We start from the raw sequence: 26,996 nt of genomic DNA on the forward strand, positions 1-26,996 counted from the left end.
TCCACCCTATTTAGGAAATAGCGGCAAATTCATGCTTACCTTCGGTCAGGTCACGAACCGTAGCCGCGAATATCATATTACCGGCGTATGGAATCTTCGTAATCGTAACTTCAGCCGGAAATGCGGAACGGTCGGAGCGGTAGGCTTTCATGTGAACCCGCTTGCCGAGGAGAGCGGCATCCTGCCGGGCTAATTGCCTGTACAAGGAAGCGGCAGCTTCTCCGTTCTGATCGAACGGGTATAGGAAGTCGAGCATCGTCATGGATAATGCTTGTTTGCGGCTATACCCGAACGTAGCCGCTGCGGCAGGATTAAATTCAATAATCCACCCCCGGCTGTTAATCATGAGAATACTGTCGATGCTAGTATCGAGCAGCAAGGCTTTGAGCGAGGAGTGGTCGGCGAGCCTCTGATCGATTCGGAGCGAGTAAATAATTATCAGCGATAAAAAAATAATCGTACCGAATGCAATCAGCATCGCTAGTACGAAAGCGTTCAGCTGCGAAGCATTCTCGCCGTATTCCGTATGGTTCAACGGGAGTGCGGCCGAAGCGGATAGCGTACCCAAATAATGCATACCCGTGATAGTTACAGAGATAAGGAAGCCTCGGATGAGTATTTTGGGGCTGCTTGCGACAGACATCTTGAGTACGGCAATCGAGGCAGCGACGGCGAGCAGTACGGAGAGGATGAAAAGCACCGGTGAGAAACGGACCTCAACCGCATTGATGGCACTCAGACCTATGTAGTGCATACTGGAAACGGAAAGTCCCATAAAGACTCCGCCAATTAGTATACTCGGAACGCCGGGACCGGTTAGAAACGCAATGAAAAAACCGATGAGCGAACCGGCGGCGACAACCGCCAATGATGCTAGGATGGTCTGAACGTTATAAACTAGCCGGTCCGGATGATATTGTGCGAGCATGGCGATAAAATGCATGGACCATGCGCCTGATCCGATCGTCATCGCACTGCAGGCGATCCATAGCTTTTGCTGCCACCCCTTGCTGATGGCAATACGGTGGGATAAACTCAGACATGTATAAGAGGCTAGCCAAATAATGACGAATGCCAGCATAACAAGATACATCGTATAGTGGTTCGCAAGTGCATGCTGCATATATAATACCTCTCATTGAAAAGTGTTCTCAATCCGGAATACACTGCTTTCTTATTATAGTAACTGAGTAATAGCCTGTATATAGCGCTTAATAAGTGTTTTTAGCGAAAACTGTCGAAATCCACGAAAACTTTGCAAAAGTAGGGAAAGGAGGATCGAAGATGGTTCCAAAAAGCATTCGAGGCATTATCTTTGATATGGATAATACGCTGCTTCAATCCCGCATTGACTTCAAGGCGATGAAGAGCGAGGTAGCGGCATGGTTGGCGGAAAAGGGACTCTTGCCCGCAAACTTTCAGGCGGATGCGCATACGACATCGACACTTCTTGCTTACGCGAGTGAGAACGGAGCAACCGACGAGATGATAGCCGAGGCTCTGCGCATCGCAGCCACCCATGAGCTGAAGGGAATGGAGGGGGCCGGGCTCGAGCCTGGCGCAGCCGAGCTTTTGGACCGGTTGTATGGCAGGTATAAGCTGGTCATCGTGACGAACAATTCGCATGCAGCCGCCATCCGCGCGTTACAGATAACGGGGATTAAGGATCGTTTCGATCTCATCGTAGGCCGCGAGCAAATGGAAGCGATGAAGCCTTCTCCTTCAGGCAATTTGACTGTATTGCAGCATTTTAACTCGTTGAAGGGTGATCAATGGATCGCGATCGGAGATTCTTGGATAGACGGCAGGGCAGCCGAGGACGCGGGGATTCCGTTTATTAGCTATGGAGACTCACCTTCATCTGCGATGGCGGAAAAAAGAGTTCGGCCAGCAGCGCACATTGACAAGCTGTTGCGTCTGTTAGATTATATTTAGGTTAATCTAAAATTTGCAAATCAAGAGAAAGAAGTGAGTGCACGTGCTGATCGATGTGAAATTCAAGCTGCATGAACAACAAATACAGGACTTGCTCGGCTATAGCATATTTCCCGATCCCGATCAGTTGGAAGAGACGGTTAGCCGTTATGTGAATGACTCCAACCTGATGCTCTATGGATACGAATCCGAAGGCATCCTCGTTGGCATTATCGGGTTTGACATTAATCGCGACCAAGAGATGACCATTCATCATCTGGCTGTGGAGCCTCATAGCCGGGGAGCGGGCTTCGGGCGGGGCATCATTCTCGAAATTATCGAAGACATGCATCCCCTCAGAATCGTCGTGGAAACGGACGAGGAGGCTGTGCAGTTTTACCGAAGCATCGGGTTCGTCATTCGCAGCATAGGCGAAAAATATCCGGGCGTCGAGCGCTTTGTTTGCACCTATGAGATAGACCCGGAGGATGAGTAGCTGAAACGCAAAAAGGCTCGTCAGGATTTGGAGGATCCTGACGAGCCTTTTTTGTGCCAACTTAAAGCGGAAGGCCGGAAATATTGGGGGATATCTTTGTAGATACAACAGAATTTCTAAATTGCGGGTTAGTCACTGTGGCAGCGCCGACGAACAAAAACAGTGCTTCCTGTGATATCTGCAAAATGCATAAGTACGCCGGTTCCTGCCTGTCTCATCAACCTCGCAAATCCGAAACAGTGGATTCTGTGATATCTGCAAAATTCATGAGTGCTCCGGGTCCTGCCTACCTCATCAACCTCGCAAATCCGAAACAGTGGGTTCTGTGATATCTGCAAAATGCATGAGTGCGCCGGGTCTTGCCTACCTCATCAACCTCGCAATATCCAAAACAGCACTTTCTGCGATATCTACAAGATGCATATTTACGCCTGCTCTTCTTGACCAGCCTCACGAACCTTACGATAAGTGAAAAACTGTACTTTCTGTGATATCTGCGGAGCTACGGTCAAAAGTAAGTGTCATGTTAGATTTTCGGAAGCATATATTGTTGTAGGCTATGTATAGCATCATTTTTTGTTGAAAGCGATTTCTATGCGGCGTTTAGTGACAAATTTCACAATGATGACAAGCATTGCGGGTGCTTTGTCAATGGATGCGACAGAGTTCCCCCGAAGAAACAGGAGGGTGCAGAGATGCTGCATATTGTCGTATGTATTAAGCAGGTTCCTGACTCCAGAGAAATTCGTATCGATCCGAAAAACAATACGTTAATCCGCCAAGGCGTCCCCAGTATCGTCAATTTCTACGATATGCACGGGCTGGAGGAAGCGCTGCGGATTAAGGATGAAACCGGCGCAAGGGTGACGGTCGTCACGATGGGGCCGCCACCTGCAGAGAAGAGCCTTAAGGAGTGCATCTCCCTCGGTGCGGATGACGCCGTTTTGGTCACCGACCGCGGCTTTGCAGGAGCGGACACGCTTGCGACTTCCTATGTGGTCGCGCGAACGATCCGCAAGATTGCGGAAACGTGGGGACCGGTGGACATGGTGTTTTGCGGCAAACAAACGCTGGATGGCGATACGGGACAGGTGGGGCCGGGCGTTGCCTGCCGGTTGGATTTGGAGCAGCTGACGTATGTGAATAAAGTGGTTCAGGTTGATGAAGAGAAGCGCAAGGTGCGCGTGCACAGGCTGTTGGAAGACGGCATCGAAGTTGTGGAGACAAGCATGCCGGTGTTGATTACGGCGCTCAAGGAACTGAACAAGGTTAGGCGGGCCTCGCTGCCGGGCATGATCCGCGCGGCACGGTATAAGCCGACGGTATGGACGACAGCGGACTTCCCGGATTTGGAGCGGGCCAAAATCGGGCTCAAAGGTTCGCCGACGATCGTCGCCAAAACCTGGGTGCCGGAGGTAAAGGCTGTCAAGACGCAAATGATTACGTCTGATACGCCGGAAGCGGCCGCCGCTCAATTGGCCGACCAGCTGCTCACGGACGATATGCAGAAGCTGCTCGATTGGTCGTCGCCATGAGGAAGAGACGGCTCATGCGTATAATAAGCGATCTCGTAACGAATGGAGGGAGTCATCTTGGCTAATGAACAAGACCAAGCCGAAGCGGCAATGCCCGACTGGTCCGCCTATCGGGGCGTGCTCATCGTAGTGGAGCAGCGTGACGGCGTTGCGAAGAAGGTGTCCTGGCAGCTGCTGGGCGAAGGCAAGAAGCTGGCCGCGAAGCTGGAAGCGCCGCTCATGGCGCTCGTCATCGGCGACGATGTCGAACATCTCGCCGAGGAAGCCGTGCATTACGGCGCGGACCGGGTGTACCTCTGCGAAGCCCCGGAGCTTCGCACTTACCGGACCCGGCCGTACAGCCGGGTCTGCTTGAAGCTGATCGAGGAAGCGAAGCCCGAGATCGTGCTGTTCGGCGCGACAGCCACGGGGCGCGACCTGGCAGGTGCGATCGCAACGCACCTGCCGACGGGGCTGACGGCCGACACGACGCAGCTCGACGTGGAGCCGCCGCCGTCGCGGCTGCTGCTGGCGAGCCGGCCGGCATTTTCCGAGAAGATGATGGCGACCATCCTCTGTAAGCAGTACCGGCCGCAGATGGCGACGGCGCGTGCCGGCGTGTTTCAGGCGCTGCCCAAGGATACGGCGCGCCAAGGCGAGATCGTTCGCATCGAGGCCGCGATGCGGGAGGAAGAGATCGCCGCGCAGGTGCTGGATTTCCTGCGCGAAACAGGCAAGCTCAATCTCGAGGAAGCCGAGATTATCGTAGCCGGCGGCCGCGGGCTTGGCGGCCCCGATGCCTTCGGGATGCTCGCCGAGCTGGCCGAGGCGCTCGGCGGCGTCGTCGGCGCATCCCGTGCAGCGGTGGACGCCGGCTGGATCGGCCATGAGCACCAGGTCGGCCAGACCGGCGCCACCGTGCGGCCGAAGCTGTATTTCGCGATCGGCATCTCCGGAGCCGTTCAGCATACCGTCGGCATGAGCAATTCCGACGTAGTCGTCGCCATCAATAAAGATGAGAAGGCGCCGATTTTCCAATTCGCGCATTATGGGATCGTAGGCGATATGTTTAAGCTGGTGCCGGCAATCACCCAGGAAATCAAGCAGCGCCGGACGCTGTTTGGCAAGCGGCTGCCGGAAAGCGCTCCCCCGGGAGGCGAGAAGAAGAGCGAGGCGGCGCCTGCCAAGAAAGAGGCTCGTGCAGCACGAGAGAGGAGTGAGGCCAAATGAATGAAAAATTCGATGCGATCGTCGTTGGCGGAGGACCGGCCGGTGCGGCGGCTGCTTTAACGATGGCGCGCGCCGGCTTATCGGTCGTACTGCTCGAGCGAGGGGAATTCCCCGGGGCCAAAAACATTTTCGGCGGCGTCCTCTACAGGAAGCAGATCGAGGAGCTCGTGCCCGAGTTCTGGAAAGAGAAGAACTTCCCGATGGAGCGGTACATCGTGGAGCAGCGCATCTGGATGATGGGGCAAGAGTCCATGGTCACGTTCGGTCACCGCAACGAGGCGTACAAGGAGCCGTATAACTGTTTCACGGGACTGCGTGTCAAATTCGACCAGTGGTTCGCCGACAAAGCTGTCGCAGCGGGAGCCATTCCGGTCTATGAAACGGTCGCGCTGGACGTCATCCGGGAAGGTGATAAGGTGGTCGGCGTGCGCACGGACCGGGATGACGGGGATCTGTATGCCGACGTAGTCGTCATTGCGGACGGCGTGAACTCCTTGCTTGGCAAAGCGATGGGGATTCATAAAGAGTGGATGCCGGACCAGGTGTCCCTTGCCGTGAAAGAAGTGATCGCACTGCCTAAGGAGAAGATCGAGGACCGCTTCGGGCTCGAAGGCGACGAGGGCGTGACGATCGAATTCATGGGTGAGACTTCGCTGGGCATGGCGGGGATGGGCTTCCTGTATACGAACAAAGATACGATTTCTTTGGGCGTCGGCGTGATGGTCAATCATCTTCGCGATAAAAAAGTGAAGCCGTATGCGGTTCTGGACGCCGTCAAGCAGCATCCGATGATCCGCAAGCTGATCCAGGGAGGGGAGACGAAGGAGTATTCGGGCCACTTGATTCCCGAGGGCGGCTTCCATTCCATCCCGCCACTGTCGGGCAATGGTTGGTGTGTCTGCGGCGACGCCGCGCAGCTGGTCAACTTCGTGCACCGCGAAGGCACGAACCTGGCGATGACATCGGGCCGGCTTGCCGGTGAAGCGATTGTGGAAGCCAAAGCCAAGGGAGATTTCTCCGCCGCGTCCATGCAGGCATATGATCAAAAAATACGCGAATCGTTCGTGCACAAGGATTTGCAAAAATATAAGGGCATGCACCAATTCCTGAAGGATCAGGATCCCGGATTGCTGTTCGATAAGCTGCCGAAGGCGCTGAACGAAGCCGCCTACAATATGTTCCTGGTGGACGGGACGACGAAGGCGGATAAGCAGAAAATGGCGGTTAAGCTGATTAAGAACGCCGCAGGCGGTACGGTCAACCTCATGAAGCTGGGCTACAAGGGATGGAGGGCGATGAACGGATGAGTCAAAGCGACATTTCCGATAAGCTGTTTACCATTCGCTACAAATGCGACGACAAGTCTCACCTGGTAATTAAGGATAAGCAGACTTGTGTGAGCTGTGTGACGAAGGATTGCAATTACTTCTGTCCCTCGGACGTGTACGAGTGGGAAAAAAAGCTCAAAATTACGACAGTTGCTTATGAGAACTGTATTGAATGCGGAACGTGCCGGATTGCTTGTCCGTCATATAACATCGAATGGGTATATCCGAAGGGCGGATACGGTATGACGTATAAGTTTGGCTAGTGCACGTTATATTTTGGAGAGGAAAGTTCTTCAAATTTCACCTTGTTTCCGGTATGATGAGTCTATTACATAGGCTGATCATGGAAGGGAGACAACGGCGATTATGCTGAAACGACCTGAAGCAAGCGAATATAACTCTTATTATGAAATGTATATCAGTAAAGTGCCGGATGGCGATTACGAGACTTTCCTCCGCCGCCAGCTTGAGGAGATCACCGGGTTCTTCTCCGGATTAACCGAAGAACAAGGACTTGCGCGCTATGCGCCTGGCAAGTGGAGCTTGAAGGAACTGCTGGGCCACATGACGGATACGGAGCGTGTCATGAGCTACCGGATGCTGCGCGTCGCGCGGGGGGATACGACGAAGCTGCCCGGTTTCGATCAGGATATTTTCATCGAGAACGGGAGCTTCGACCATGTGCCGCTGGCCGACTTGATCGCGGATTTCCAAGCGGTCCGGCAGGCGACGTTTACACTGCTGACAACGATCGGGGTGTCAGCTTGGCCGCGTGTTGGCAACGCCAGCACGTATGACATTACGGCAAGAGCGCTGGCTTACGTAATCGCAGGTCATGCGGAACATCATCTCGGCATTGCGCGCGAACGTTACGTATAACGAAAGAAGAGTCCACCGGGAGCGGCTGCTCCCGGTGGACTCTTCACTTTAATTAGTACAGTGATAGTGCCAATGAATCGCGTTCGTTGAAGGAATGCAGGATCGCTTCGCATCCAACGATTTCGATGGAGATGATCGAGTCCAAGCATTTCTTGATCGTCGCTCTTCCTTTAATCACTTTCGCTTCAAGAGCGGATTTCAATAGATTGAATTTCTTTTTATTTTTCTCATCGGAGTAAACAGGCACGGGTTTGTTGTGAATCGTAATAAACATTTTCATAGATTTTCACCATCCTAGGAATTGGATATATGTTTAGCATATAGGATTATTATTAATTTAACCTTAAAATAGTTTTACAATTTTGAAACAAACTTGCATTTTCATGGGAAGCTATTCGCTTTTTGATCGATTCCTCCTTTTACTACCTTTCAACTCTAGGTTTTCTTGTCAATGAATATACGAATGAGCGGGCAAAAAAGTTCCAAACTCGCTCCGAAAGAACATGAAAAATTTGTGAATTTTTCAACTCTGTGAATCTTTCTGCCGGTACAGCTTGGGAGAGATGCCGAATCTATGCTTGAAAGCCCTGTGGAAGTAAGGGTAACTGCCGAAGCCGCAGCTTAGCGCGATTTGTTCCAGCGACATGGAACTGTCGTGCATCCGTTCAACGGCGCTGGACAATCGAACTTCCAAGGCGTATTGAATCATCGTTTTGCCGAAGCATTCTTTGAACAGATGAACCGCCCGGGAGACGCTGAGCCCCACGTGTTCGGCCACATCGTCGACTTTGAAGGTGGCGGTCGCATGGGCTTCGATGAATCGTTTCATCCGTGTGCCTGTAAATGGCCGTCCCTGCAAGGAAACCGTTTCGGTCATGGCACGTTCGACATAAACGCAAAGCGCCTGCAGCAGGTAGCCGCTAAGCTCGCGGTTCTCCTCTTCCATCCGGCGTTTCTCAAGAATGAGTTGGCGCCATAGGGAAATAAGCCGCGGATCCAGGTCGATGCGCGTACACGTCTGTTTGGGGGTGCGCTTCCACCAGCTGTCGATCCAGCTCCCTTTGCAAAATAGATAGTAGTCGCCGCTGGCAATCTTGCTCCCGGGCTGGTCTGCCGGCTGTTCGATCCGCAGCTCGTAGGGATCTCCGGGTTGGAAGAGCAGCAGATGTCCGGCTTCGATCGGCATCATGGCGCCGCCTACGAGAGCTTCACTTGTGCCCTCGGTCTGCAGACGGAAAAGATAAGAGTTAAGTCCGGATTTGGTGCTGACATTAAACGGTTCCATATGAAAAGAATAGCCGCAGGTTAACAGCTCGATGTCCATTGCAATCACCTTTCGTAGCCAAATAAGAGATGTTTTGATTATATCGTTAATGGTAACAATATGCTATGTTCCGTTATACTTGTGTACATAGTCTTGGAAATACCCAAATCGAGAATGAAGAAAAGAGGAGAACGAATGGCACGTTTAGGCATTGGTCTGCAATTGTACACGCTTCGCGATGACATGGCTAGAGATTTGGAAGGCACGCTTCGCCATGTTGCCCAATTAGGTTATGAGGGTGTGGAGTTCGCCGGATATTTCGACAAGCCAGCAGCCGAGATGAAGGCTTTGTTGGATGAACTCGGGCTCAAAGCGATCGGAAGCCATATCAGTTTAGATAGATTCCGCAAGAACCTGCAAGGTGAAATCGACTACTTGCATACGATTGGCGCCAAATATGCAATTTGCCCTTATGTCGGCGCGGAAGAGCGTGAGAATGCCGACCAATGGAAAGCCTTGATTGCGGAGTGCGAGCAGTTCGCGATCGAAGTGAAGAAACAAGGCTTGCAGTTCTTATACCATAATCATGATTTCGAATTCCATCATAAAGTGGACGGCGAGTTCGTCTTTGATGCCATGTACGCAGGCAAAGAAGCCATCCAGGTTGAGATGGACGTCTGCTGGGTGAAATATGCCGGACAAGATCCGCTGGCTTATATCGCTAAGTACACAGGCCGTCTGCCGCTTGTGCACTTCAAGGATTTCACGAAAGATTCGGAAGGCAAACTGGTTACGCTGGAGCTTGGTCTGGGCGAAGTTCCGCTGGAGCAAGTCATTGCTGCGGCGGAGCAAGCGGGTGCGGAGTGGCTCGTCGTTGAGCAGGATCACTGCCAGAAGCCGCCGCTTACGAGCATCGAGAACAGCTTGAACTGGGTCAAAGAGCATTATACCAACGTTAAATAATTCATAATTTTGAGGGAGTGTATCATTAATCATGAGCAAAATTAAAGTTGCCGTCATCGGTTGCGGCTCTATCTCCAAACATAGACATATTCCTGAATACGCCTTGAATCCGAATGTTGAGCTTGTCGCTTTCGTCGATCCGGTTATCGAAAGAGCGGAGCACTACGCGCAGCTTCATGGCGGCAAAGCGTACAGCAGCTACCAAGAACTGTTCAAGCAAGAGAAAGTTGACGCAGTAAGCGTATGTACGCCAAACTATTTGCACGCAGAGGTTTCCATCGCGGCTGCGAACGCCGGCGCCCACGTGCTGGTCGAGAAGCCGATGGCAACGACGGCGGAAGAAGCGGATGCGATGATCGAAGCGGCGAAGAAGAACGGCGTCTTCCTCATGGTCGGCCACAATCAGCGCCTCATGCCTCCGTCCGTGAAAGCGAAGGAGATTTTGGAGACAGGCAAGCTTGGCAAAGTCTTGACGTTCCGTACGTCCTTCGGCCATCCGGGACCGGAAGGCTGGAGCATTGACGGCCGCGAGAGCTGGTTCTTCCGCAAGGAAGAGGCGATCATGGGCGCTATGGGTGACCTCGGCGTGCACAAATCCGACTTGATCCGTTGGCTGTTGAACGATGAAGTGGCACAAGTCGCAGCATTCGTCGGCACGCTGCACAAAGAAGGCACGGATATCGACGATAACGCGACGTGCTTGCTGCGTATGAAGAGCGGTGCAACAGGCTCCTTGGTTGCCAGCTGGACATACTACAAAGGCCAAGACAACTCCACCGTACTCTGGTGCGAGAACGGCGTAATCAAAATCGATACGGATCCGAACGATCAAGTTATCGTCGAATTGCGCAACGGTACCGTTGAACGTTACAAAGTCGGCCAAGTGGCGACGAACGAGAAGCAAACCGTCAGCGGCGTGATCGATGAGTTCGTAGCGAGCATTGTGAACGGAACGAAGCCGCGCATTTCCGGTGAAGAAGGCAAACGCTCCCTGGAAGTCATCCTGGCTGCATTCGAATCCGAAGCGACAGGCAAAGTTATTACGCTCTAATTCATATACCAATTGCAAAAATCCCTCAAGCAGTTCAACCTGCTTGAGGGATTTTTTATCTGCCGCCGATTTCAATCGGCAGCGTATTCGATTTACCAACGACGTTCTCTTTGGAGTCTACAACATGAACCTGAATGTCCCAGATGCCGGCCTTCAACAAATTGCCTTCTACTTTGGCCATTACGGTATGCTCATCCTGCCAGGTCGTCGGCACGGCTTTGCCATTCAGCATGACTGTGCCCAGCGGCGGCAGATTGCTGCCCTTAACCGTCAGCGTGATGCTGGTACGGCCGGATATATCTTTGGAATCCGCCTCAACTTGATCCAGGAGTATGGGACCGAAGCCGAGCATATATTTGGAATTGACGATAGGTGAAGCATAGTCCTTATAAGCATGGCGATCGCCGAAAAGAATGTCATACTGCAGCGTTTCGTAATCTTTCAGATCCAACTCGTTAATGTTCATCGACTCAAAATAATCTTTGGGCGGGATGATCGGAATCTTCTTGGCAAGCTGGCTCAAATAATCCGTATAATAGCTTCCTTGCTGTTTGGATAATTCAATAAGATAAGGACCTAAGAATGACGGGCTAATGTTCAGCTTATCTTTGCGGTCATCGAAATTGTTCCAGATGACGAGCGGTGTGCTGTACATTTTTTTCAAGAAATCCGGATCGTCCTTGCCGCTAATATATTTGGTATCGATATAGGTCGCATAATCATCCCCAAGGGCCGGCAGGTGGTCGCCCCAGAATGCAATGATGGTCGGTTCGCCTTTGTTCTGATAATATTGTACAAGATCCTTCAACATGTTATCGGCCGCGCTGATGCCTTGGGCAAGCGTCTCCAGCATCCCTTGGGAGGAAGGCGAGATGTCTCCGCTCACATCAATCGTATTTTTCGGGAATTTGCCGGGATAGAAATGGAAATGATTCTCCATCGTGTTGGCGAAGACGAAATCCGGACCGTCGCTCAGCTCCGTCGCATGAATAATGTTTGCCGTCACCTCGCTATCCGCAATGTACGGACCGGAGTAGTTGGGCTTGAAATATTCGATCGGGATATACTTCGCGAAGCCGAAATCCTTATAAACTCTGTTACTGTTAAAATACCAATTGTAAAACGGGCTGATCGCCGTCGACGTGTACCCTTGTCTGGCATAAATGCTGGCCAGCGAATCCACCTCGTTCGAGATGAACTGGTTATACGCAATCGAGCCTTGCGGCAGGAAGCGCATGGAATTGCCCGTCAAAACCTCAAATTCTACGTTGGCCGTTCCGCCGCCGTATTGTGGCGACAGCAAGGAGCCGCTTGTTCCGGTTTGTTGCAAATTATGAAAGAACGGGATCGGATCCCGGCTGAATTTCACACCTTTAATCACCGTAGGGTCCCAGAAAGCTTCGCTTAAGACGACGATTACATTCGGCTTCACATTCGGGTCGCCGGCTTTGACAGGCTTAGGTGTCTGGCTGACAATCGCTTCAACCGCTTTGTCGTCGTAGCCTTCACGCTTGTCGCTGAACATGGATTTCGTATTCAGGAACGTAGCCAGCGCATATCCGTTCGTCTGCGTGTTCTCAACCTGATTCCAGACGGAAGCTTGGATGCCGAACCATTTCTGCACAGGAAGCGGGCGATCCGTGTAGACCGCGAATATCATGGCTAGCGAAACAAGTGCGAGAATTGCCCGTTCTTTTAACGCTACCTTTTTCATAAATAAGGGTGTGCGGTATAACAGGAAGTAGCTCGACGCCAGGAACAGCACGATCATGAACAAGACTTTGAACGTGAAAATATTGGAAATATATTGCACCATATCGGATGCTTCTCCCGCAACGACCAAATCCCAAGGTGTTAACGGAACCCCCAAAATTTTCAGTTTAATGCCGCTGATCAGGGCGAGCACGAGGAGAACCCCGGAAAGGATCCAATAGGCCATCCGCGTGCGGCCGACAACCGCAATCAAAAGCAGGAGCAAACTGAAAACGATCCATTCGTTGAAGAGCAATTCGACCAAATGCTTGTAGCTCCAAGTGAACATTTCTATATAGTGCCCACGACTCAGGATTTCCATAATAACCACGGGAATGAATGCAATAAATACGAAAGGCAGCCGCTGCCGCGCAAATTGCAGGAATGGCTCAAAATTAATTTTCATAAGGTCTCCTACTGATTGTAGATAAATTGTAAATGACATCTGACATTATACCATGGCAAATGACAATATTCGATGGTAGATTATCTAATATTTTTATGACATTTTCACTAGATGAAGGAAGGCTTTCAGAAGGAAAATGACGCCTTGGTCTAGAAACATAAATATACAAAAAAAGACATATAAAGGGGATGAAAACATGGCGAAGGAGCAGATCCAATTACAGAAAAGAGTCTCGATACGGGCTCAACACCGCAGAATGACCAAAAGCAGCTTATTCCGGCGCGGAATTTTCCTCTTCCTGGGAGCCGCATTAATGGCTGTTGGCCTTGAAATCTTCTTGGTTCCGAACAAAATTATTGACGGAGGCATAACGGGGATCTCTATCATTCTCTCCTATTTATCCCAGGTTCCAGTAGGGATCTTCCTGACGCTGCTCAATATGCCCTTTCTTTTCATCGGTTACAAAATGATCGGTAAAACGTTCGCCTTATCGACGTTATTCGCCATTCTGATCATGTCCGCGGGAACGGCTTTGCTGCATCCGGTTCCGGAGCTTACGAACGACCCGCTCTTGGCTGCGGTGTTCGGCGGCATTATTCTCGGCATCGGGGTCGGGATCGTCATCCGGTTCGGGGGCTCGCTGGACGGAACGGAGATCATTGCGATACTTGTATCCAAGAAAATCCCGTTCTCCGTAGGCGAGGTCGTGATGTTCTTCAACGTCTTCATCCTAGGCAGCGCAGGCTTCGTCTACAGTTGGGATCGCGCGATGTATTCCTTAATTGCCTATTTCATTGCCTACAAAATGATTGATGTTACGATTGAGGGCTTCGATGAGTCCAAATCCGTCTGGATCATCAGCGACCGGTTCAGACAAATCGGCGAAGCGATCTTGGACCGGCTGGGACGCGGGGTTACTTATCTGGAAGGCGAAGGGGGCTTCTCCGGAGAGGATAAGAAGGTGATCTTCTGTGTCATTACGCGGCTGGAGGAAGCGAAGTTGAAATCCATCGTCGATGAACTGGATCCTACAGCGTTCCTCGCAGTCGGCAATATTCACGATGTCAAAGGCGGAAGATTCAAGAAAAAAGACATTCACTGATTCAAGGCTCGCCGTCCTTATTCTTGTCTGGTCTGGTTTGCTCGAACAAGCCTAAATCCCGTATTTGCTGGGCGGCATCTTTGCTGCTTGAACTCCCCAACTTTTTCAAAATATGACCTACATGAATTTTGACCGTTCGCAGGGAGATGAAGAACCGGTTCGCAATCTCCGTTTGCGTATGGCCTTGGTCGATCATCTCCAGCACCTGGAGCTCTGTCGGGGTGATCATATCGCGAATTTCCTTCACCTTGAATTGATGCTCCAAGCGCTTCAACCGGCGGAACTCCTCCCGCATTTGTTCGGCAACAGCCGCATTGATGGACGCTTGGCGCGCATGAACGGCTCGGATAATAGCCGGAAGTTCTTCGAACCTGGATTTAATCTGGTAGTCGATAGCGCCGGCTTGAAACGAGCGGAAAATGAAATCCTTCTCCTCCATCGAAGTCAGCATAATGACTTTGACTCCCCATCCCAAGAACGCCTGTTCGGCAAGCGCGATCCCTGCAGGCTCATCCTGCAGCATGATATCCATCAATACGACGTCAACGCCCGGCTCTGCGCCCGCGAAGAGCTCTCTGGCCTCTTGCGCGGTCGAGACGGTATCTACGACCGTCAAGTCCTGCTGGCGGTTCAAATAAGCTTTGAGGCCGCGCAGCCAGTCTAGATCATCCTCTACAATCAATACGCGAATAGGTTCCAATGTGAACCCCCCTTATGTCTGTAATCCCTTCATCGAGAACGTGAGAAACACGCTGGTGCCTCGGCCGGGGGAGCTGCTCAGCTCCAACGAGCCGCCGTGTTTTTTCATCACGCTGTAGCAATAGGCGAGTCCGAGCCCGAAGTTGCTGCGTGACCCGCTTTTCGTCGTGTAGAACGGTTCCAGCACTTGCTTGAGCACCTCTTTGTCCATCCCAGTGCCCGTATCTTTAATTTCAAGCACGAGCTGCTTTTTGGTCTGAATGGTTCGTACGGTAATGACGCCGCCTTGCGGCATCGCTTCTATGGCGTTCATCAGCACATTCGTTAAGGTCTCGGCCATCTGAATCCGGTCCAGCGGCAGGATGATGTTCTCCGCGACGCTTACGTTCACTTCGATACCCGCCGCATAAGGCTTTAATGCCGGCAGCACTTCATCGATCAGCTCTCCGAGGCGGACCGGAGCCATGCGCAGCGGCAGCTCCTGCGTCTGTTCATGCACGCGGGTGATCATGTCGCGAATATGCGTGGAAGCTCCCATCACGACGTCGATGTCCCGCAGCAGCTCTTCCTGATTCGTTTCTTCGGCGTGCTGTCTCATCTTCTCGAGAAACAGGCGCATTTTGCCGACATCGTTCTTGATCGCATGATTTAAAATCGCCGTGCCTGACGTGATCGCGCGGAGCGTTGAATCCAGCTTGCGCCGTTCGATCAGAAGCCGCATGCCGAGAAAGCCGTATTTGAAGAACGTATAAATGAAAAAAGGCACCACGAAAGCGAGAATCCATACGTGGTACACCCACATCCGGTAGAATCCGAAGCTCGGCATCAAATAGTTCAGCACGCCTACACAAAGGATCGGCGGCAGAAGCGCCAAGCACGTGAACAAATGCGTGCGCTTCAGGGCCGGCAGCCGCTCTTTCTTCAGCACGATCATCACGGCGCCAATGAAGATATAGGGAACCGCCCAAAGGGCGACGACCCCGAACGATATCGGCAGTTCCTCGGTATAGCCGGGTGTGAACAGCAGGCACGCGAGGGGCGGAATGAGCAGCGCGAACGGAAGCCAGGCCCGTACCGGCGGCTTTTGCCAAGAAGTGTTATAGTTCAACGCGAGCATGGCGAATGAATAGGGCAGTCCGTAATAGGAGATGAGCGAGCAGATCCCCATCACGCGATAGAGCAAGCTTGTGATGGACGGATTGGGCACCGTGAGCTGGATATAGGGGATGAACGTTTCCGATAGAACGGCAGCGAGCGCTCCGAAGCCTCCTGTGAAAGCAATCGAGCTCATCCAGCGCATCGTGCTTGACCGGGGATCGATCATCAGAAGCCCGAGCGCGATAATCCAAAGCGCAAATAATACGAAAAGCATAAGTCCTCCACCTGTGCGAATCCATATTTTCTCTATTGTGGCATGGAGCCAACATTTGCACAAGAGTTCCTTTCCTATCAGACTGTGGCAGGATATGGGACATCCTTCACGAATAAATGGGAGAAGGGAGTGGAGCCTCATCGATCTTAAGAAGCAGCGAACGTCCATATCCATTATGACGATTGTGGGCAAAGTCCTGTTAACCCTGGTATTCATCGTCGTCATTACCGTTCTTGTCTCGGTAGCTGCAGCCGTGGCCGCCATTCTGCGGCAGCCGGATCTGGGATTGAGCATGGACGCTGTGGCGCGGGATCCTTTCTTCATCAAGGCAGCCTTGTGGGCGCAGATCTTCGGCTTCATCAGCGGTGTTCTCCTGTCATATGTCATTTTCGAGAGGCGCAAGGGCTGGAGCTTAGGCTTGCACACGCGCGGACTCGTCAGAAGGTTCGGCGAGGGCTTCGCGGCCGGAGCGCTGCTGATTACGGTGTCCTGCACAGGCATTTGGCTGCTCGGCGGCATCGCCATCCAAACCGGTTCATGGTCCCCGGCGTTAGGGCTTGAGCTCTTAAGCGGATTCTTACTGTTCGTCGGCGTTGCCGTTAATGAAGAGCTGTTCGCCCGGGGGTACCTGCAGGGGCTTGTCCAGGCGCGCTTCGGCGGCAAGGCAGCGGTCGCCGTGTCGACGCTGTTCTTCGCCCTGCTGCATGCATTCAATCCGGGCATGTGGAACTCCCCGATGCCGCTGATCAATCTGCTCTTGGCCGGGCTGTTGTTCGGCTTGGCGCGTGTACTTTCGGGAAGCCTATGGATGCCCGTCGGGCTGCATCTGTCCTGGAATTTCATCCAGGGCTGCATCTTCGGCTTCCAGGTATCCGGCACCCCGATGCCGTCACTTGCCCATGCCCGGGCTCAAGGAAGCGAGCTGCTTTCCGGCGGCGGCTTCGGCGCGGAAGGCAGCCTGGTCACCACAGCCGTGCTGGTCCTCGGGATGGCGGCATTAATCGCCTATTACAGAAGACGGCCCGTAACCCAATCCATTCAACACGTTAACGTTAAGGAGGAATGAATGATATGAATCGATACGAACTCATCCAGAGCGAGTGGGACGGTGAGTCGACGCTTCGCCTCGTCGACCGCGAAGCCCAAGCGACAGCCGAGGTCATTCCGGCTGTCGGCTTGCACTTGTTCCGCTTCGACGTGCGCGGCGAAGCTTACATCGCGAAGCCGGCCGGCGTCGCCGAGCTTCGCGAGAAGTCCTCGCGCTACGGCGTGCCCATTCTGTTCCCGCCGGGGCGCGTCAAACAGGCGGCCTTCACCTTCGAAGGCCGCGAATACCGGCTCCCGAAGAACCGGGAGCCGGATCACGCCCACGGCGAGCTGCGTGAGAAGCCGTGGAAGGTTGTGGCCAGCGGCGCGGACGCGGCTGGCGGGGCGTATGTCTCCGCGGAGTTCGACCTCGCGGAGCATCCGGACATGCTGGCGTATTATCCGCACGCCGCCTGCTTCCGCTTCACGTACCGGCTGAAGGACGGTACGTTGTCGCTCAGCGGTGAAATCGCCAACCGGAGCGGCAGCACGATGCCGCTGTCGCTTGGCTTTCACCCGTATTTCGCTTACGCGAGCGGCGAAGCCAGCCGCGTGAAGGTGGCCATCCCCGCGGCAGCGGAATGGCCGCTCAGCGCAGACGGCTACGCCGCGGGCGAGCCTGCGCCATCGGCGCTGACGGCGGCGCTCCGGGAAGGCGCTGTGCTGACGGAGCTGCCGAACTACCCGGGCGGCTCGCAGCTGCTCAGCATGGAGCCCGGCCCGCAAACGTGCGAGCTGCGCTATGAGGCTCGGGGCACGAAGCTTGTGTTTGAGATGGGAGAGAAGTTTCCCATTCACGTGCTGTTTACCGCGCCATGGACGGATGCGGTATCCCTGGAGCCGTACACGAGCATTATGAACGTGTTCAACGAGCCTTACGCCCCTGCGCTGTCCGGCGCGCAAGGCTTGGCGGCAGGAGAGACCTTCGCCTTCACATGGTCGATCCGCATAACAGATTTAGCCTAAATAACAAAAGAGTCAAGCATAAGGTTCGAAGCCTTAAGCTTGACTCTTTTTTATTACCAAGGCTCATAGCTGAACCCGGCCGTCGAGTACCCGGAATATGAGTGCTGATGCCATTCCTCGATTTTGCCTTCCCTTGCTGCGGAAATTTGCAGCGCTTTGCCTCTTGGCGTGTTGAAGGCGTTGAGCTCGACGATCCCCTCGACACGATGATAGTGCGTGCCGTTTTGGAGCGGAATGGCAGGTCCTGTCGTTCCGAAGTAATTATGATAGTGGCCGTATTTGATCCCGGTTATGCCTTGATATTGATGGACATGTCCATCGTAGGCCGTTCCATTGACGTTGAAGGTGTATAACCGCAACAGGTGATTGTGGCCGAGCTCTACGGACGACATGATCTTGAAGAAGTGAACATGCGCCGGAGGAACGTAACATGGCATACAAGCTCCCCCTTTGAACAGGTTATGGTTCATCCTATTCTTGAATGGGAGAGCTCATGACTACGGAAGCGGGTACGGGTTCGACTGGCCGATTTTCATATGCTTGTCGTCATAGATCCGAACTTCGACCTGATGGGACGGAGCGCTCTCTAGTATTGGATTATCCGAAGAGGACAGATCGACATATAACGTCGCGTCGCCATCGAAATTGGATTTGTACAGCTTGCCGTCGATATACACGTTGCACGAAGAATAAAACGGCTTGCCGGTTACTTTCAGCTTGTTCTCGCTCCGGCTCACTTGGCTGATGACGGGATCTCCGTAACCAAGCGTGTAGCCCTGCTGGACAATCGTATCTTTATAGCCTTTGGCTGCATACCCGTAGCGGCCGCCAAATAAATTATCATATTGCAGCTTTCTGTAATCGGCTAGATCGCTTTCTTTCAAGCCCGCTTGGTCCCACATGTTCTCTGGGGGTATGACCGGAAACTTTTGCGAGAGCTCATAGAGATAGTCGGTGTAATAACTGCCTTGGACGCCTGCCATATGCAAGAGCTTGGGCCCCAGAAATGACGGGCTCATCTTGAGCTCGAACTGTTCCTGGTCGGCAGGAAGGTAATTGTTCCAGATCAGAAATGGCGTATAATGGGTTTTCACGTACAAATCCGGGTCATTCGGAAGCACATACTTCGCGTCGCGGTACACCCTATAATCATCTTCAAAAAATGGGAAATGATCCCCGAAGAACAACAGGATCGTCGGCTCCTGCCGCTTGGAGTAATAATCCACAAGCGATTGCAGCGCTTTGTCCGTCGCTGAGATGCCTTGCGCATAAGTTTCCAAAATGCCCTTGGATTCAGCAGAAATATCGCCGGTTACTTCAATCGTATTCTTACTGAACTTACCGGGGTTGTAAGGATGATGATTTTCCATCGTGTTCGCAAAAATAAAATCAGGTCCCGCACTCTTCTCCGTCTCCTCGATAATTTTGTTCACAACCGCACGATCCGCATAGTTCGGACCTTCAAAGTCGTTAGGGAAATACTCGCTCGAAATAAACCGCGAGAAGCCGAAGTGCTTGTACACTTTGCGGCTGTCGAAGAAATAGCTGAAGAACGGGTTGATGGATGTCGCCGTATATCCTTGCCTCGTCATAATACTGGCCAGCGAATCGACGCCATGGTTCACATATTGAATGTAAGGAAGAATTTTATCAGGAGGCTGTCCGAAAAATCGCATCGAATTCCCCGACAAAACTTCGAATTCTACATTAGCCGTGCTCCCCCCGAATTGCGGCGACAGCATCCATCCGCTCGTGTATCGTTTTTGCAAGGCATGCAGGTTCGGAATCGGATCGCGGCTGAACGTAACGTTCTTCATCAGCGTTGGATCCCAGAACGATTCTCCGAGCACGACGATCACATTCGGCTTTTTATCGCTTGCTGCCGGTTTCTCAGGAATTTTGGCAATAATCGATTCAATCGCTTTCTTGCTGTACCCCGCAGGCTTGTCTACGTTCAGAAAACCGAGCATTTTAACCGAGGAGTATAGATAGCCGTTCTCATCATACGTGATCGTTTGATCCCAAGGAACGGTATAGATGCCGTACAACCTCATGAAAGGAATCGGCGCGTCCATGTAGAGACTTGCCGCCATGACAATGGCGATAATCGCATATATACTGCGTTCGATCCAATTCAACGCGATTCGTTTGCCCCGCAAGAGCACATGGAATACAACAGCGGTTACAACAAGGAATAGGGCCGTACACCCGATGATGCGGTAATTTAAATACTCTTTCAGAAACGCGGTGTACGCCATGATCTGATTGTTAAAATACAAGTCCCATGGATAGTAGGGGCTTCCTATGGCCTGCAGTTTGCTTCCGCTGATTGCGCCAAGCGGCAGCAGCGCTGCACACAGCAGCCAGAACGATAGTTTGGCTCTGCCTGTGACGGCGATCAGGAATACATAGAGGGTTCCGACAACGAAATAAGCGAGAACCATAGAGAGCGGGTGATGCATGACCCACTCATGAAGCCCTTCGTAGGAGCCTCGCTCCAAATACTCGACCATAGCCATTAAGATAAATGGAATGACCAGGATCATCAGTCGAGAGGGGAGATGTTTTAGTAAGCGAATGAAAGCTTTCATGTTCGTAACTCCTGTTCTATTAATGCAAGTCCATGGATCATTATCTTATATCCTGGCAAAAGATGAAAGATACCTATTGACAGATCTAACTATAATAATTATTATTACAGTTAATTGTGATTGAAAAGTTTACAGTTAGTTAGCCGGAGGTGGAAACGATGCAGCATGTTGCAACTGCAACAGAAGTGGCGCAAGAGAAAGTGATAGATGCCAAGAAGGCTGTGCCATGGATTATTTTTCTTATCTTTTTTGCGGTTTTGAACGAAACGGTATTCAACGTCTCAACGCCGGAGATCGCCAAGCAGTACGCGATTACGCCGACAGGTGTCAGCTGGGTGCTGACGACGTTCATTATCTTTTTCGGTATCGGATCCGTTATTTACGGCCGTTTATCGGATATTTTTTCGCTGAAAAAGCTGATCGTCGCCGGTATACTTATTTATAGCGTCGGATCCGCATTAGGCTTCGCGCTTCAAGCGTGGTATCCTGCCGTCATTTTTGCCCGCGCCGTGCAGGGGGCCGGCGCATCAGCCATTCCGGCCTTGGTCATGGTCGTCGTCGCCCGTTATTTCTCGCCTTCGGATCGAGGGAAGGTATTCGGGCTTCTGACCTCGACGGTATCCTTCGCCATCGCCGTTGGACCGGTGGTAGGCGGGTTCGTCTCCGCGACATTCCACTGGACGTATTTATTTATCATTCCGCTGTTTACGCTTATTTCCATTCCGTTCTTCAATCAGATATTGCCTGAAGAGAAGCGCAAACCAGGCAGTGTCGATATGCTCGGTGCAGCGCTCGTGGCGCTTTCGGTAGCGGGTATTACCGTCTACCTGTCATACCCGCATTGGTACTTTTTAGCGGCAAGCGCCGCACTGCTCATCTGGTTTATATTTCACATTCGGCAGGCCAAAGATCCGTTCATTGAGCCTTCCTTATTTAAAAACAAACTGCTTCGCGGCGGTTTGATTGTCGGCTTCCTCGTCTTCTGTACGGTCATGGGCATCATGTTCGTCATTCCGCTCATGCTGGCCAAAGTCAACGATCTCAGCACCAGTACGATCGGTCTTATTCTATTCCCGGGCGCTATGTGTTCCGTCATCTTCGGGACGATCGGCGGCAACTTGGCGGATAAGCGGGGAAACAATTATGTCGTGTTTATCGGGCTCGGCCTGCTCGTTATTTCCCTAGCGGCCATCGCGCTCATGGTCGGTCATTCGCCATGGCTCATTTCGGCGGCGCTGCTGCCTACTTATGTCGGCTTCTCCTTCGTCCAAACCGCTCTGGCCAATCGTGTCTCCTTAACGCTTGATGTGAGCGAGACGGGGGTGGGGATGGGGCTGTTCAACCTCATCACCTTCATCTCGGGAGCGGTCGGAACGGCCCTTGTTGCCAAACTGCTGGATGGCGGCTTCATGGACTTTTATACGAATCCCGTTCTCAGCACGTTAACGGCGGTTCCATTCAGCAACCTGCTGATCATTTTTGCCGCTGTTATTATCCTCAGCGGGCTGTTTTACAAGCGGATTTTTGCCAGAAAGACGGCTTCCGTTTCAGTCTAACACATGCCAAAAACCGGCCTCTCTTCAAGCTTCAAGAGGGCCGGTTTTTTACTGCCTGTTAACCCCAGGCAGACGGACTGCGTTATTTATTCCTCGTCGGAATTCTCCGTACTAATTTGCTGCAAAACTTGCAGGAAAGTAGCCGAAGGCTGAGCGCCGGTAAGAGCATACTTGCGGTTGATGACGAAGAAAGGCACGCCGGTAACGCCGGCCTCACTTGCAAAATCCAAATCGGCTTCCACCTGCTCCAGACCAGCGTTCGCGTTCAACTGCTCAGCCGTTTGTTCGCGGTTCATTCCGATTCGTTCGGCGGTATCTAACAGAGCCTCGAAGGAACCCACATCCAGTCCGTCTTCGAAATAAGCTTTGAATAACGCGTCAACCAGCGGTTTTTTGAGTTCTTCAGGGGCAATTGCAAGCAGCTGATGTGCTTTCAGCGTGTTGGGCATTTTCTCAACCTTCGAGAAATCAAAGTGAAGTCCGGCCGCCTTGCCGGCCTCCGTCACCTGCTGGAACATGCCGTTCAATTGATCCTCACCCGTGCGGAATTTATTCGCCATGAGCTCGCGGAAAGGGTGGCCTTCCAGCGGAGTCGTGGGGTCGAGTTGGTAAGCGCGGTAGTGAATCTCAACAGGCTCGGCATCGAATGAAGCCAGCGCATCCTCCAAATTCTTTTTGCCGATCCGGCACCAAGGGCAAACAATATCTTCGAAAATTTGAATTATCATATCGGCAAACTCCTCGAATTAGAATAGTTACTATATTTTTATTATAGCGCATTGAAACAGTTAATTCATCTGCCTGAAACGTTCTGGCGTCAAGCCGACATGCTTGCGGAAGCTGGACACGAAATGGCTGACATCGCGGAAGCCTGCCCGAATCGCTACTTCCTTGACCGTCTTGTTCGGAAACTGAAGCAGCATTTCCTTAGATTTACGCAGACGCATTCGAATTAAATACGCATAAGGCGATAAACCGAAGGCGATCCGGAACATCGTATTCATATGCCGCGGTGTGACGGCCAGCACGCCGGCCATTTGCTCCAAGCTTGTATCAGGGTTCACGTAGTGCGTCTCCAACCACCCGAGCAATGGCTGCAAATGCGCGATTTGATTGCGGATCGATACGCGATTGTTGATCTCCCCATGCTTTTTAAGCTGAATGAAGAAACGGTACAAGTCAGATGAGGCATCGTAGTCTGTATACTCGGACCCTGCATCCATGTGCGCAAGAATTTGGCCTAACTCGAGCTGCAGCGGACCGTCCTCGTCCCACCTGTATACGGCGGATTCCATCAGCTCCAGCGTGCTGAGAATCGCTTCTGCGCAAGCTCCGCTGAAGGTGACATATTGTGTGCACCAGGTATCCGTTGTGGCGTAGTAAGCATGCGGGACGCCCGGCAGAAGCAGTACGCCAGTCCCTTTAGGCAGCGCATACTTCTTGCCGTCCAGCACAAACTCGCCTTCGCCGTCGTACGTTTGCAGCCAATGATAGCAAGGATAGCCCTCCGGCCTTACGAGCTTCTCTTGATCTTCATGATGTCCGATACTTTCGATAAAAAGCGGAAACGGTTGCGCAGTCGAAGGCGTCAATTGGTATCTTTTATGCATGTTAGGATGTCACCAGTTCCATTTTTTTATATTAGTTCGTAAAAATATTATATTTTAAGATGAAATAGAATCCAATACAATGAATTTATTCTTATATGAACATTGAGGGATGGAAGAGGTGCATTAGCGTGATTAATGACAAGCTACCGAAAATATGGTACGGCGGGGACTACAATCCCGAGCAATGGGATAAAGAAGTGATGGATGAAGATGTGCGGATGTTCAAACTCGCCGGCATCGATGTAGCCACTGTTAACGTATTTTCGTGGGCTCGCATCCAGAAGAATGAAGAGTCCTATGATTTTGAGTGGTTGGACGACATTATTAACAAGCTTTATGAGAATGGGACCTATGTATGCTTGGCTACCAGTACGGGAGCCCATCCCGCATGGATGGCGCACAAGTATCCCGATGTGCTGCGCGTCGATTTTGAAGGGCGCAAGCGCAAATTCGGCGGCAGGCACAATTCATGCCCGAACTCCCCGACATATCGCAAATATTCGGCGCTGCTAGCCGACAAGCTGGCAGAGCGGTATAAGGAACATCCGGCCGTCCTGATTTGGCACATCTCCAACGAATACGGCGGTTACTGCTACTGCGATCAATGTGCGGCAAGCTTCCGCGTCTGGCTTCAGGACCGTTATACTTCGCTGGCTGCCTTGAATAAAGCATGGAATACGAGCTTCTGGGGACACACCTTCTATGAGTGGGAAGAAATCGTACCGCCGAATGCGCTTTCCGAAGAGTGGGGAGAGGACAATACGAACTTTCAAGGCATTTCGCTGGACTATCGCAGATTCATGTCCGATAGCTTGTTGGAATGTTATAAATTAGAATACCATGCAGTCAAAAAACACACGCCGGAGTTGCCGGTAACCACCAATTTGATGGGTTTGTACAAGCCATTGGATTACTTCAAATGGGCAAAATACATGGATGTCATCTCCTGGGACAACTACCCGTCATTGAATACACCGACAAGTCTTACCGCAATGACGCACGATTTGATGCGCGGCTTGAAGCAGGGCCAGCCATTCATGCTGATGGAGCAAACTCCCAGCCAGCAAAACTGGCAGCCTTATAACTCCTTGAAGCGGCCGGGCGTCATGAAGCTTTGGAGCTACCAAGCCGTGGCTCGCGGAGCGGATACCGTGATGTTCTTCCAGCTGCGGAGATCAGTCGGGGCATGCGAGAAATACCACGGTGCGGTTATCGAGCACGTCGGACATGAACATACACGTGTTTTCCGGGAGTGTGCGGAGCTGGGGGCAGAGCTGCAGACGTTGTCTGACAAACTGTTGGACTCCAGAGTGCGTGCCCGAGTCGCAATCGTCTATGATTGGGAAAACCGTTGGGCCGTTGAGCTTTCCAGCGGACCGACCGTCGCGCTGAAATACGTTGATGAAGTTCATAAATACTATGATGCTCTTTATCAGCAAAACATCCAGACAGACCTGATCGGGACCGACGACGATCTAACCGGCTATGATATCGTTATCGCTCCAGTTCTCTACATGCTCAAAGAAGGCTATGCGGCGCGCGTTGAGGCGTTCGTTCAAGGTGGAGGCACCTTCCTCACCACCTTCTTCAGCGGCATCGTCAATGAGAGCGATATCGTTACCCTTGGCGGCTACCCAGGCGAACTGCGCAAAGTACTTGGCATTTGGGCGGAAGAGATCGATGCCCTGTTCCCTGACCAGCGCAACCAAATCGTCCTCAACGAGGCGTGGGGCGCGCTGCAAGGGGAATATGAGTGCGGCCTCCTGTGCGACCTTATCCATGCGGAAGGAGCCGAAGTCAAAGCCGTCTATGGCAGCGATTTCTATCAGGGAATGCCGGCGCTGACCGTCAACAAATACGGCTCAGGCCAAGCGTGGTATATGGCATCAAGTCCTGAGCCCGCTTTCTTGCAGGGATTCATCCGCAACCTGTGTCAGGAGAAAGGCATCGTAGCTCCTATCCTGCCGGTAGCAGGCGTTGAAATCTCGGAACGTGTCAAAAATAAGGAATCGTTTATGTTCGTCATGAACCACAACAATCAGCCGACTAAGGTAGAACTGGGCGCTTTCAAAGCAACGGATCTGCTTTCCGGGCAATTCGTCGAAAATAACGTCACCATCCCAGCCAAAGGCGTTCTTATTCTGCAGCAAAAGTAAAAAAACAAGCCATAACCTTTATCTTTTTCCAAAGATAGAGGTTTTTTTGTTTTTTAGGTATAATTTAATCGTAAAGTAGGTTCAAGAGGGGGTGCCGTGTGACCGAACAACAGCAGTTGTTTATTTGCTCAGATTCAATTGGAGAAACCGCCGATGCCGTTGCCAGGGCTACCATTCGTCAATTTAATTCCGAACAGATCAGGATCAAGCGTTACGGTCATATCAGCGGGCAAGATGAAATCGTGCAAATGCTGCAGGAGGCGGCTGCTGCCGGAGGATTTGTCGCCTATACCTTAGTCCAGCCGGAACTTCGTGAAACGATGAGGAATGAAGCTTTTCGTCTGGGAGTCAAAGCTGTTGACATCATGGGGCCGATGCTCGAAGCTTTCTCCGAAACTTATGGAGATAAGCCCAAGCGCAAGCCTGGCCTGCTGCACGAGATGGACGCCCATTACTTCCGCCGCGTAGATGCAATTGAATTCGCTGTCAAATATGACGACGGCAAAGACAACCGCGGCATGCTGCAAGCCGAAGTCGTCCTCATCGGAGTCTCTCGAACGTCCAAAACACCGCTAAGCATCTACCTAGCGCATAAAGGCATCAAATCGGCCAACCTACCTATTATTCCGGAGATCAAACTGCCGGCTGAGCTGTTCAAAATTCCCGCCAAGCGCATCATTGGCCTCACCATGGATGCCAGTCAAATCCTGCAGATTCGTCTTGAGCGTCTCAAAACCGTTGGCCTTCCGGACGGCTCCGAGTACGCCACCTATCGCCGCATCCAAGACGAACTCGCTTATGCCGAATCCATCATGAAACAGCTTAATTGTCCGATAATCAACGTCACCAACAAAGCGATTGAAGAAACGGCTGAAGTTATTCTCGACCTCATCTCAATCAGATAAATTCAATTCCAGCGATGCCCTGAGCGCCTAACGCTCAGGCTTCGCTTTTCTATTGCTTCGTTTCCGCTCCACGCCCCCGAACCCTGAAGCCTGAACCCTGAACCCTGAGCCTCGACCTCCGACCCCCGAACTCCACACCCCGAACTCTCGCGAACA

At 52.0% G+C, this 26,996-nt stretch carries 25 protein-coding genes; 15 read left to right on the forward strand and 10 right to left on the reverse strand.

Annotated elements, in window-relative coordinates; translation table 11 throughout:
• Positions 1–10 precede the first annotated feature (10 nt).
• Positions 11–1,123: an MHYT domain-containing protein gene (locus tag J2X61_RS21960; RefSeq protein WP_310190584.1), complete on the reverse strand. Its 1,113-nt coding sequence runs from the start codon at positions 1,121–1,123 to the stop codon at positions 11–13.
• 161 nt (positions 1,124–1,284) lie between these two features.
• Here J2X61_RS21960 and J2X61_RS21965 point away from each other — a divergent pair, with 161 nt between their 5' ends.
• The 7 genes from J2X61_RS21965 (at position 1,285) to J2X61_RS21995 (ending at position 7,361) form a co-directional block, all read left to right on the forward strand.
• Complete coding sequence (locus J2X61_RS21965; protein ID WP_274467892.1) at positions 1,285–1,935, forward strand: HAD family hydrolase; 651 nt, start codon at positions 1,285–1,287, stop codon at positions 1,933–1,935.
• Positions 1,936–1,972: 37 nt separating this feature from the next.
• Positions 1,973–2,410: a GNAT family N-acetyltransferase gene (locus J2X61_RS21970; RefSeq protein ID WP_310190586.1), complete on the forward strand. Its 438-nt coding sequence runs from the start codon at positions 1,973–1,975 to the stop codon at positions 2,408–2,410.
• A 695-nt stretch (positions 2,411–3,105) separates the two neighbouring features.
• Complete coding sequence (locus tag J2X61_RS21975; RefSeq protein ID WP_274467893.1) at positions 3,106–3,945, forward strand: electron transfer flavoprotein subunit beta/FixA family protein; 840 nt, start codon at positions 3,106–3,108, stop codon at positions 3,943–3,945.
• Positions 3,946–4,035: 90 nt separating this feature from the next.
• Complete coding sequence (locus tag J2X61_RS21980) at positions 4,036–5,154, forward strand: electron transfer flavoprotein subunit alpha/FixB family protein (RefSeq protein ID WP_396135482.1); 1,119 nt, start codon at positions 4,036–4,038, stop codon at positions 5,152–5,154.
• Positions 5,151–6,461 (forward strand): FAD-dependent oxidoreductase, encoded by a 1,311-nt coding sequence (locus J2X61_RS21985; RefSeq protein WP_274467894.1) that lies wholly within the window; start codon positions 5,151–5,153, stop codon positions 6,459–6,461. The genes J2X61_RS21980 and J2X61_RS21985 overlap by 4 nt, the downstream gene beginning before the upstream one ends.
• Positions 6,458–6,745, forward strand: a complete 288-nt coding sequence (locus J2X61_RS21990) for a ferredoxin family protein (RefSeq protein WP_274467895.1) — start codon at positions 6,458–6,460, stop codon at positions 6,743–6,745. Before J2X61_RS21985 ends, J2X61_RS21990 begins: the two co-directional genes overlap by 4 nt.
• Positions 6,746–6,848: 103 nt before the next feature.
• Entirely contained in the window at positions 6,849–7,361 is a 513-nt protein-coding gene (locus tag J2X61_RS21995) for a DinB family protein (protein ID WP_274467896.1), read from the forward strand.
• Positions 7,362–7,413: 52 nt separating this feature from the next.
• On the opposite strand, the gene J2X61_RS22000 is transcribed toward J2X61_RS21995, so the two are convergent.
• Positions 7,414–7,641, reverse strand: coding sequence for a 3-dehydroquinate dehydratase (locus J2X61_RS22000; protein WP_090822679.1), 228 nt, complete (start codon positions 7,639–7,641; stop codon positions 7,414–7,416).
• A 243-nt stretch (positions 7,642–7,884) separates the two neighbouring features.
• Positions 7,885–8,685, reverse strand: a complete 801-nt coding sequence (locus tag J2X61_RS22005; protein ID WP_274467897.1) for an AraC family transcriptional regulator — start codon at positions 8,683–8,685, stop codon at positions 7,885–7,887.
• A 135-nt stretch (positions 8,686–8,820) separates the two neighbouring features.
• Here J2X61_RS22005 and J2X61_RS22010 point away from each other — a divergent pair, with 135 nt between their 5' ends.
• Both J2X61_RS22010 and J2X61_RS22015 read left to right on the forward strand, forming a co-directional pair.
• Positions 8,821–9,588, forward strand: coding sequence for a sugar phosphate isomerase/epimerase family protein (locus J2X61_RS22010; protein ID WP_274467898.1), 768 nt, complete (start codon positions 8,821–8,823; stop codon positions 9,586–9,588).
• 31 nt (positions 9,589–9,619) lie between these two features.
• Positions 9,620–10,639, forward strand: coding sequence for a Gfo/Idh/MocA family protein (locus J2X61_RS22015; RefSeq protein WP_274467899.1), 1,020 nt, complete (start codon positions 9,620–9,622; stop codon positions 10,637–10,639).
• A gap of 55 nt (positions 10,640–10,694) precedes the next feature.
• Here the strand turns inward: J2X61_RS22015 and J2X61_RS22020 are convergent, their stop codons facing one another.
• A complete protein-coding gene (locus J2X61_RS22020; protein ID WP_310190599.1) occupies positions 10,695–12,797 on the reverse strand; it encodes an LTA synthase family protein in 2,103 nt (700 codons plus the stop codon).
• A gap of 256 nt (positions 12,798–13,053) precedes the next feature.
• On the opposite strand from J2X61_RS22020, the gene J2X61_RS22025 reads away from it, so the two are divergent.
• On the forward strand, positions 13,054–13,899 hold the full coding sequence (locus J2X61_RS22025; protein WP_274469282.1) for a YitT family protein: 846 nt from the start codon (positions 13,054–13,056) through the stop codon (positions 13,897–13,899).
• A 1-nt stretch (position 13,900) separates the two neighbouring features.
• On the opposite strand, the gene J2X61_RS22030 is transcribed toward J2X61_RS22025, so the two are convergent.
• Entirely contained in the window at positions 13,901–14,599 is a 699-nt protein-coding gene (locus tag J2X61_RS22030; RefSeq protein ID WP_310190601.1) for a response regulator transcription factor, read from the reverse strand.
• Positions 14,600–14,611: 12 nt separating this feature from the next.
• Entirely contained in the window at positions 14,612–15,970 is a 1,359-nt protein-coding gene (locus tag J2X61_RS22035) for a sensor histidine kinase (RefSeq protein ID WP_310190603.1), read from the reverse strand.
• 94 nt (positions 15,971–16,064) lie between these two features.
• On the opposite strand from J2X61_RS22035, the gene J2X61_RS22040 reads away from it, so the two are divergent.
• Together J2X61_RS22040 and J2X61_RS22045 are read left to right on the forward strand one after the other, a co-directional pair.
• The gene (locus tag J2X61_RS22040) at positions 16,065–17,036 is read left to right on the forward strand and encodes a CPBP family intramembrane glutamic endopeptidase (RefSeq protein WP_310190606.1); all 972 of its coding nucleotides are present in this window, start codon (positions 16,065–16,067) and stop codon (positions 17,034–17,036) included.
• 5 nt (positions 17,037–17,041) lie between these two features.
• On the forward strand, positions 17,042–18,022 hold the full coding sequence (locus tag J2X61_RS22045) for an aldose 1-epimerase (RefSeq protein ID WP_310190608.1): 981 nt from the start codon (positions 17,042–17,044) through the stop codon (positions 18,020–18,022).
• Positions 18,023–18,075: 53 nt separating this feature from the next.
• Here the strand turns inward: J2X61_RS22045 and J2X61_RS22050 are convergent, their stop codons facing one another.
• Positions 18,076–18,459 carry a YmaF family protein gene (locus tag J2X61_RS22050; RefSeq protein WP_274467905.1) on the reverse strand — a complete coding sequence of 128 codons (384 nt, stop codon included), beginning with the start codon at positions 18,457–18,459 and terminating at the stop codon, positions 18,076–18,078.
• Positions 18,460–18,519: 60 nt separating this feature from the next.
• The gene (locus J2X61_RS22055; RefSeq protein WP_310190610.1) at positions 18,520–20,613 is read right to left on the reverse strand and encodes an LTA synthase family protein; all 2,094 of its coding nucleotides are present in this window, start codon (positions 20,611–20,613) and stop codon (positions 18,520–18,522) included.
• Between the two features lie 158 nt (positions 20,614–20,771).
• On the opposite strand from J2X61_RS22055, the gene J2X61_RS22060 reads away from it, so the two are divergent.
• On the forward strand, positions 20,772–22,169 hold the full coding sequence (locus J2X61_RS22060) for an MFS transporter (protein ID WP_274467907.1): 1,398 nt from the start codon (positions 20,772–20,774) through the stop codon (positions 22,167–22,169).
• Positions 22,170–22,255: 86 nt separating this feature from the next.
• Here J2X61_RS22060 and J2X61_RS22065 read toward each other — a convergent pair whose 3' ends face one another.
• Both J2X61_RS22065 and J2X61_RS22070 read right to left on the reverse strand, forming a co-directional pair.
• Positions 22,256–22,897 (reverse strand): DsbA family oxidoreductase, encoded by a 642-nt coding sequence (locus J2X61_RS22065; protein ID WP_310190613.1) that lies wholly within the window; start codon positions 22,895–22,897, stop codon positions 22,256–22,258.
• 60 nt (positions 22,898–22,957) lie between these two features.
• The gene (locus tag J2X61_RS22070) at positions 22,958–23,779 is read right to left on the reverse strand and encodes an AraC family transcriptional regulator (RefSeq protein ID WP_310190615.1); all 822 of its coding nucleotides are present in this window, start codon (positions 23,777–23,779) and stop codon (positions 22,958–22,960) included.
• 128 nt (positions 23,780–23,907) lie between these two features.
• On the opposite strand from J2X61_RS22070, the gene J2X61_RS22075 reads away from it, so the two are divergent.
• Positions 23,908–25,935: a beta-galactosidase gene (locus tag J2X61_RS22075; RefSeq protein WP_274467910.1), complete on the forward strand. Its 2,028-nt coding sequence runs from the start codon at positions 23,908–23,910 to the stop codon at positions 25,933–25,935.
• A 98-nt stretch (positions 25,936–26,033) separates the two neighbouring features.
• On the forward strand, positions 26,034–26,840 hold the full coding sequence (locus tag J2X61_RS22080; protein ID WP_274467911.1) for a pyruvate, water dikinase regulatory protein: 807 nt from the start codon (positions 26,034–26,036) through the stop codon (positions 26,838–26,840).
• Positions 26,841–26,996 lie beyond the last annotated feature (156 nt).

Origin of the sequence: Bacillus sp. 3255 (genome assembly GCF_031456485.1) — a bacterium.
In the GTDB taxonomy this organism is placed as follows: domain Bacteria; phylum Bacillota; class Bacilli; order Paenibacillales; family NBRC-103111; genus Paenibacillus_E.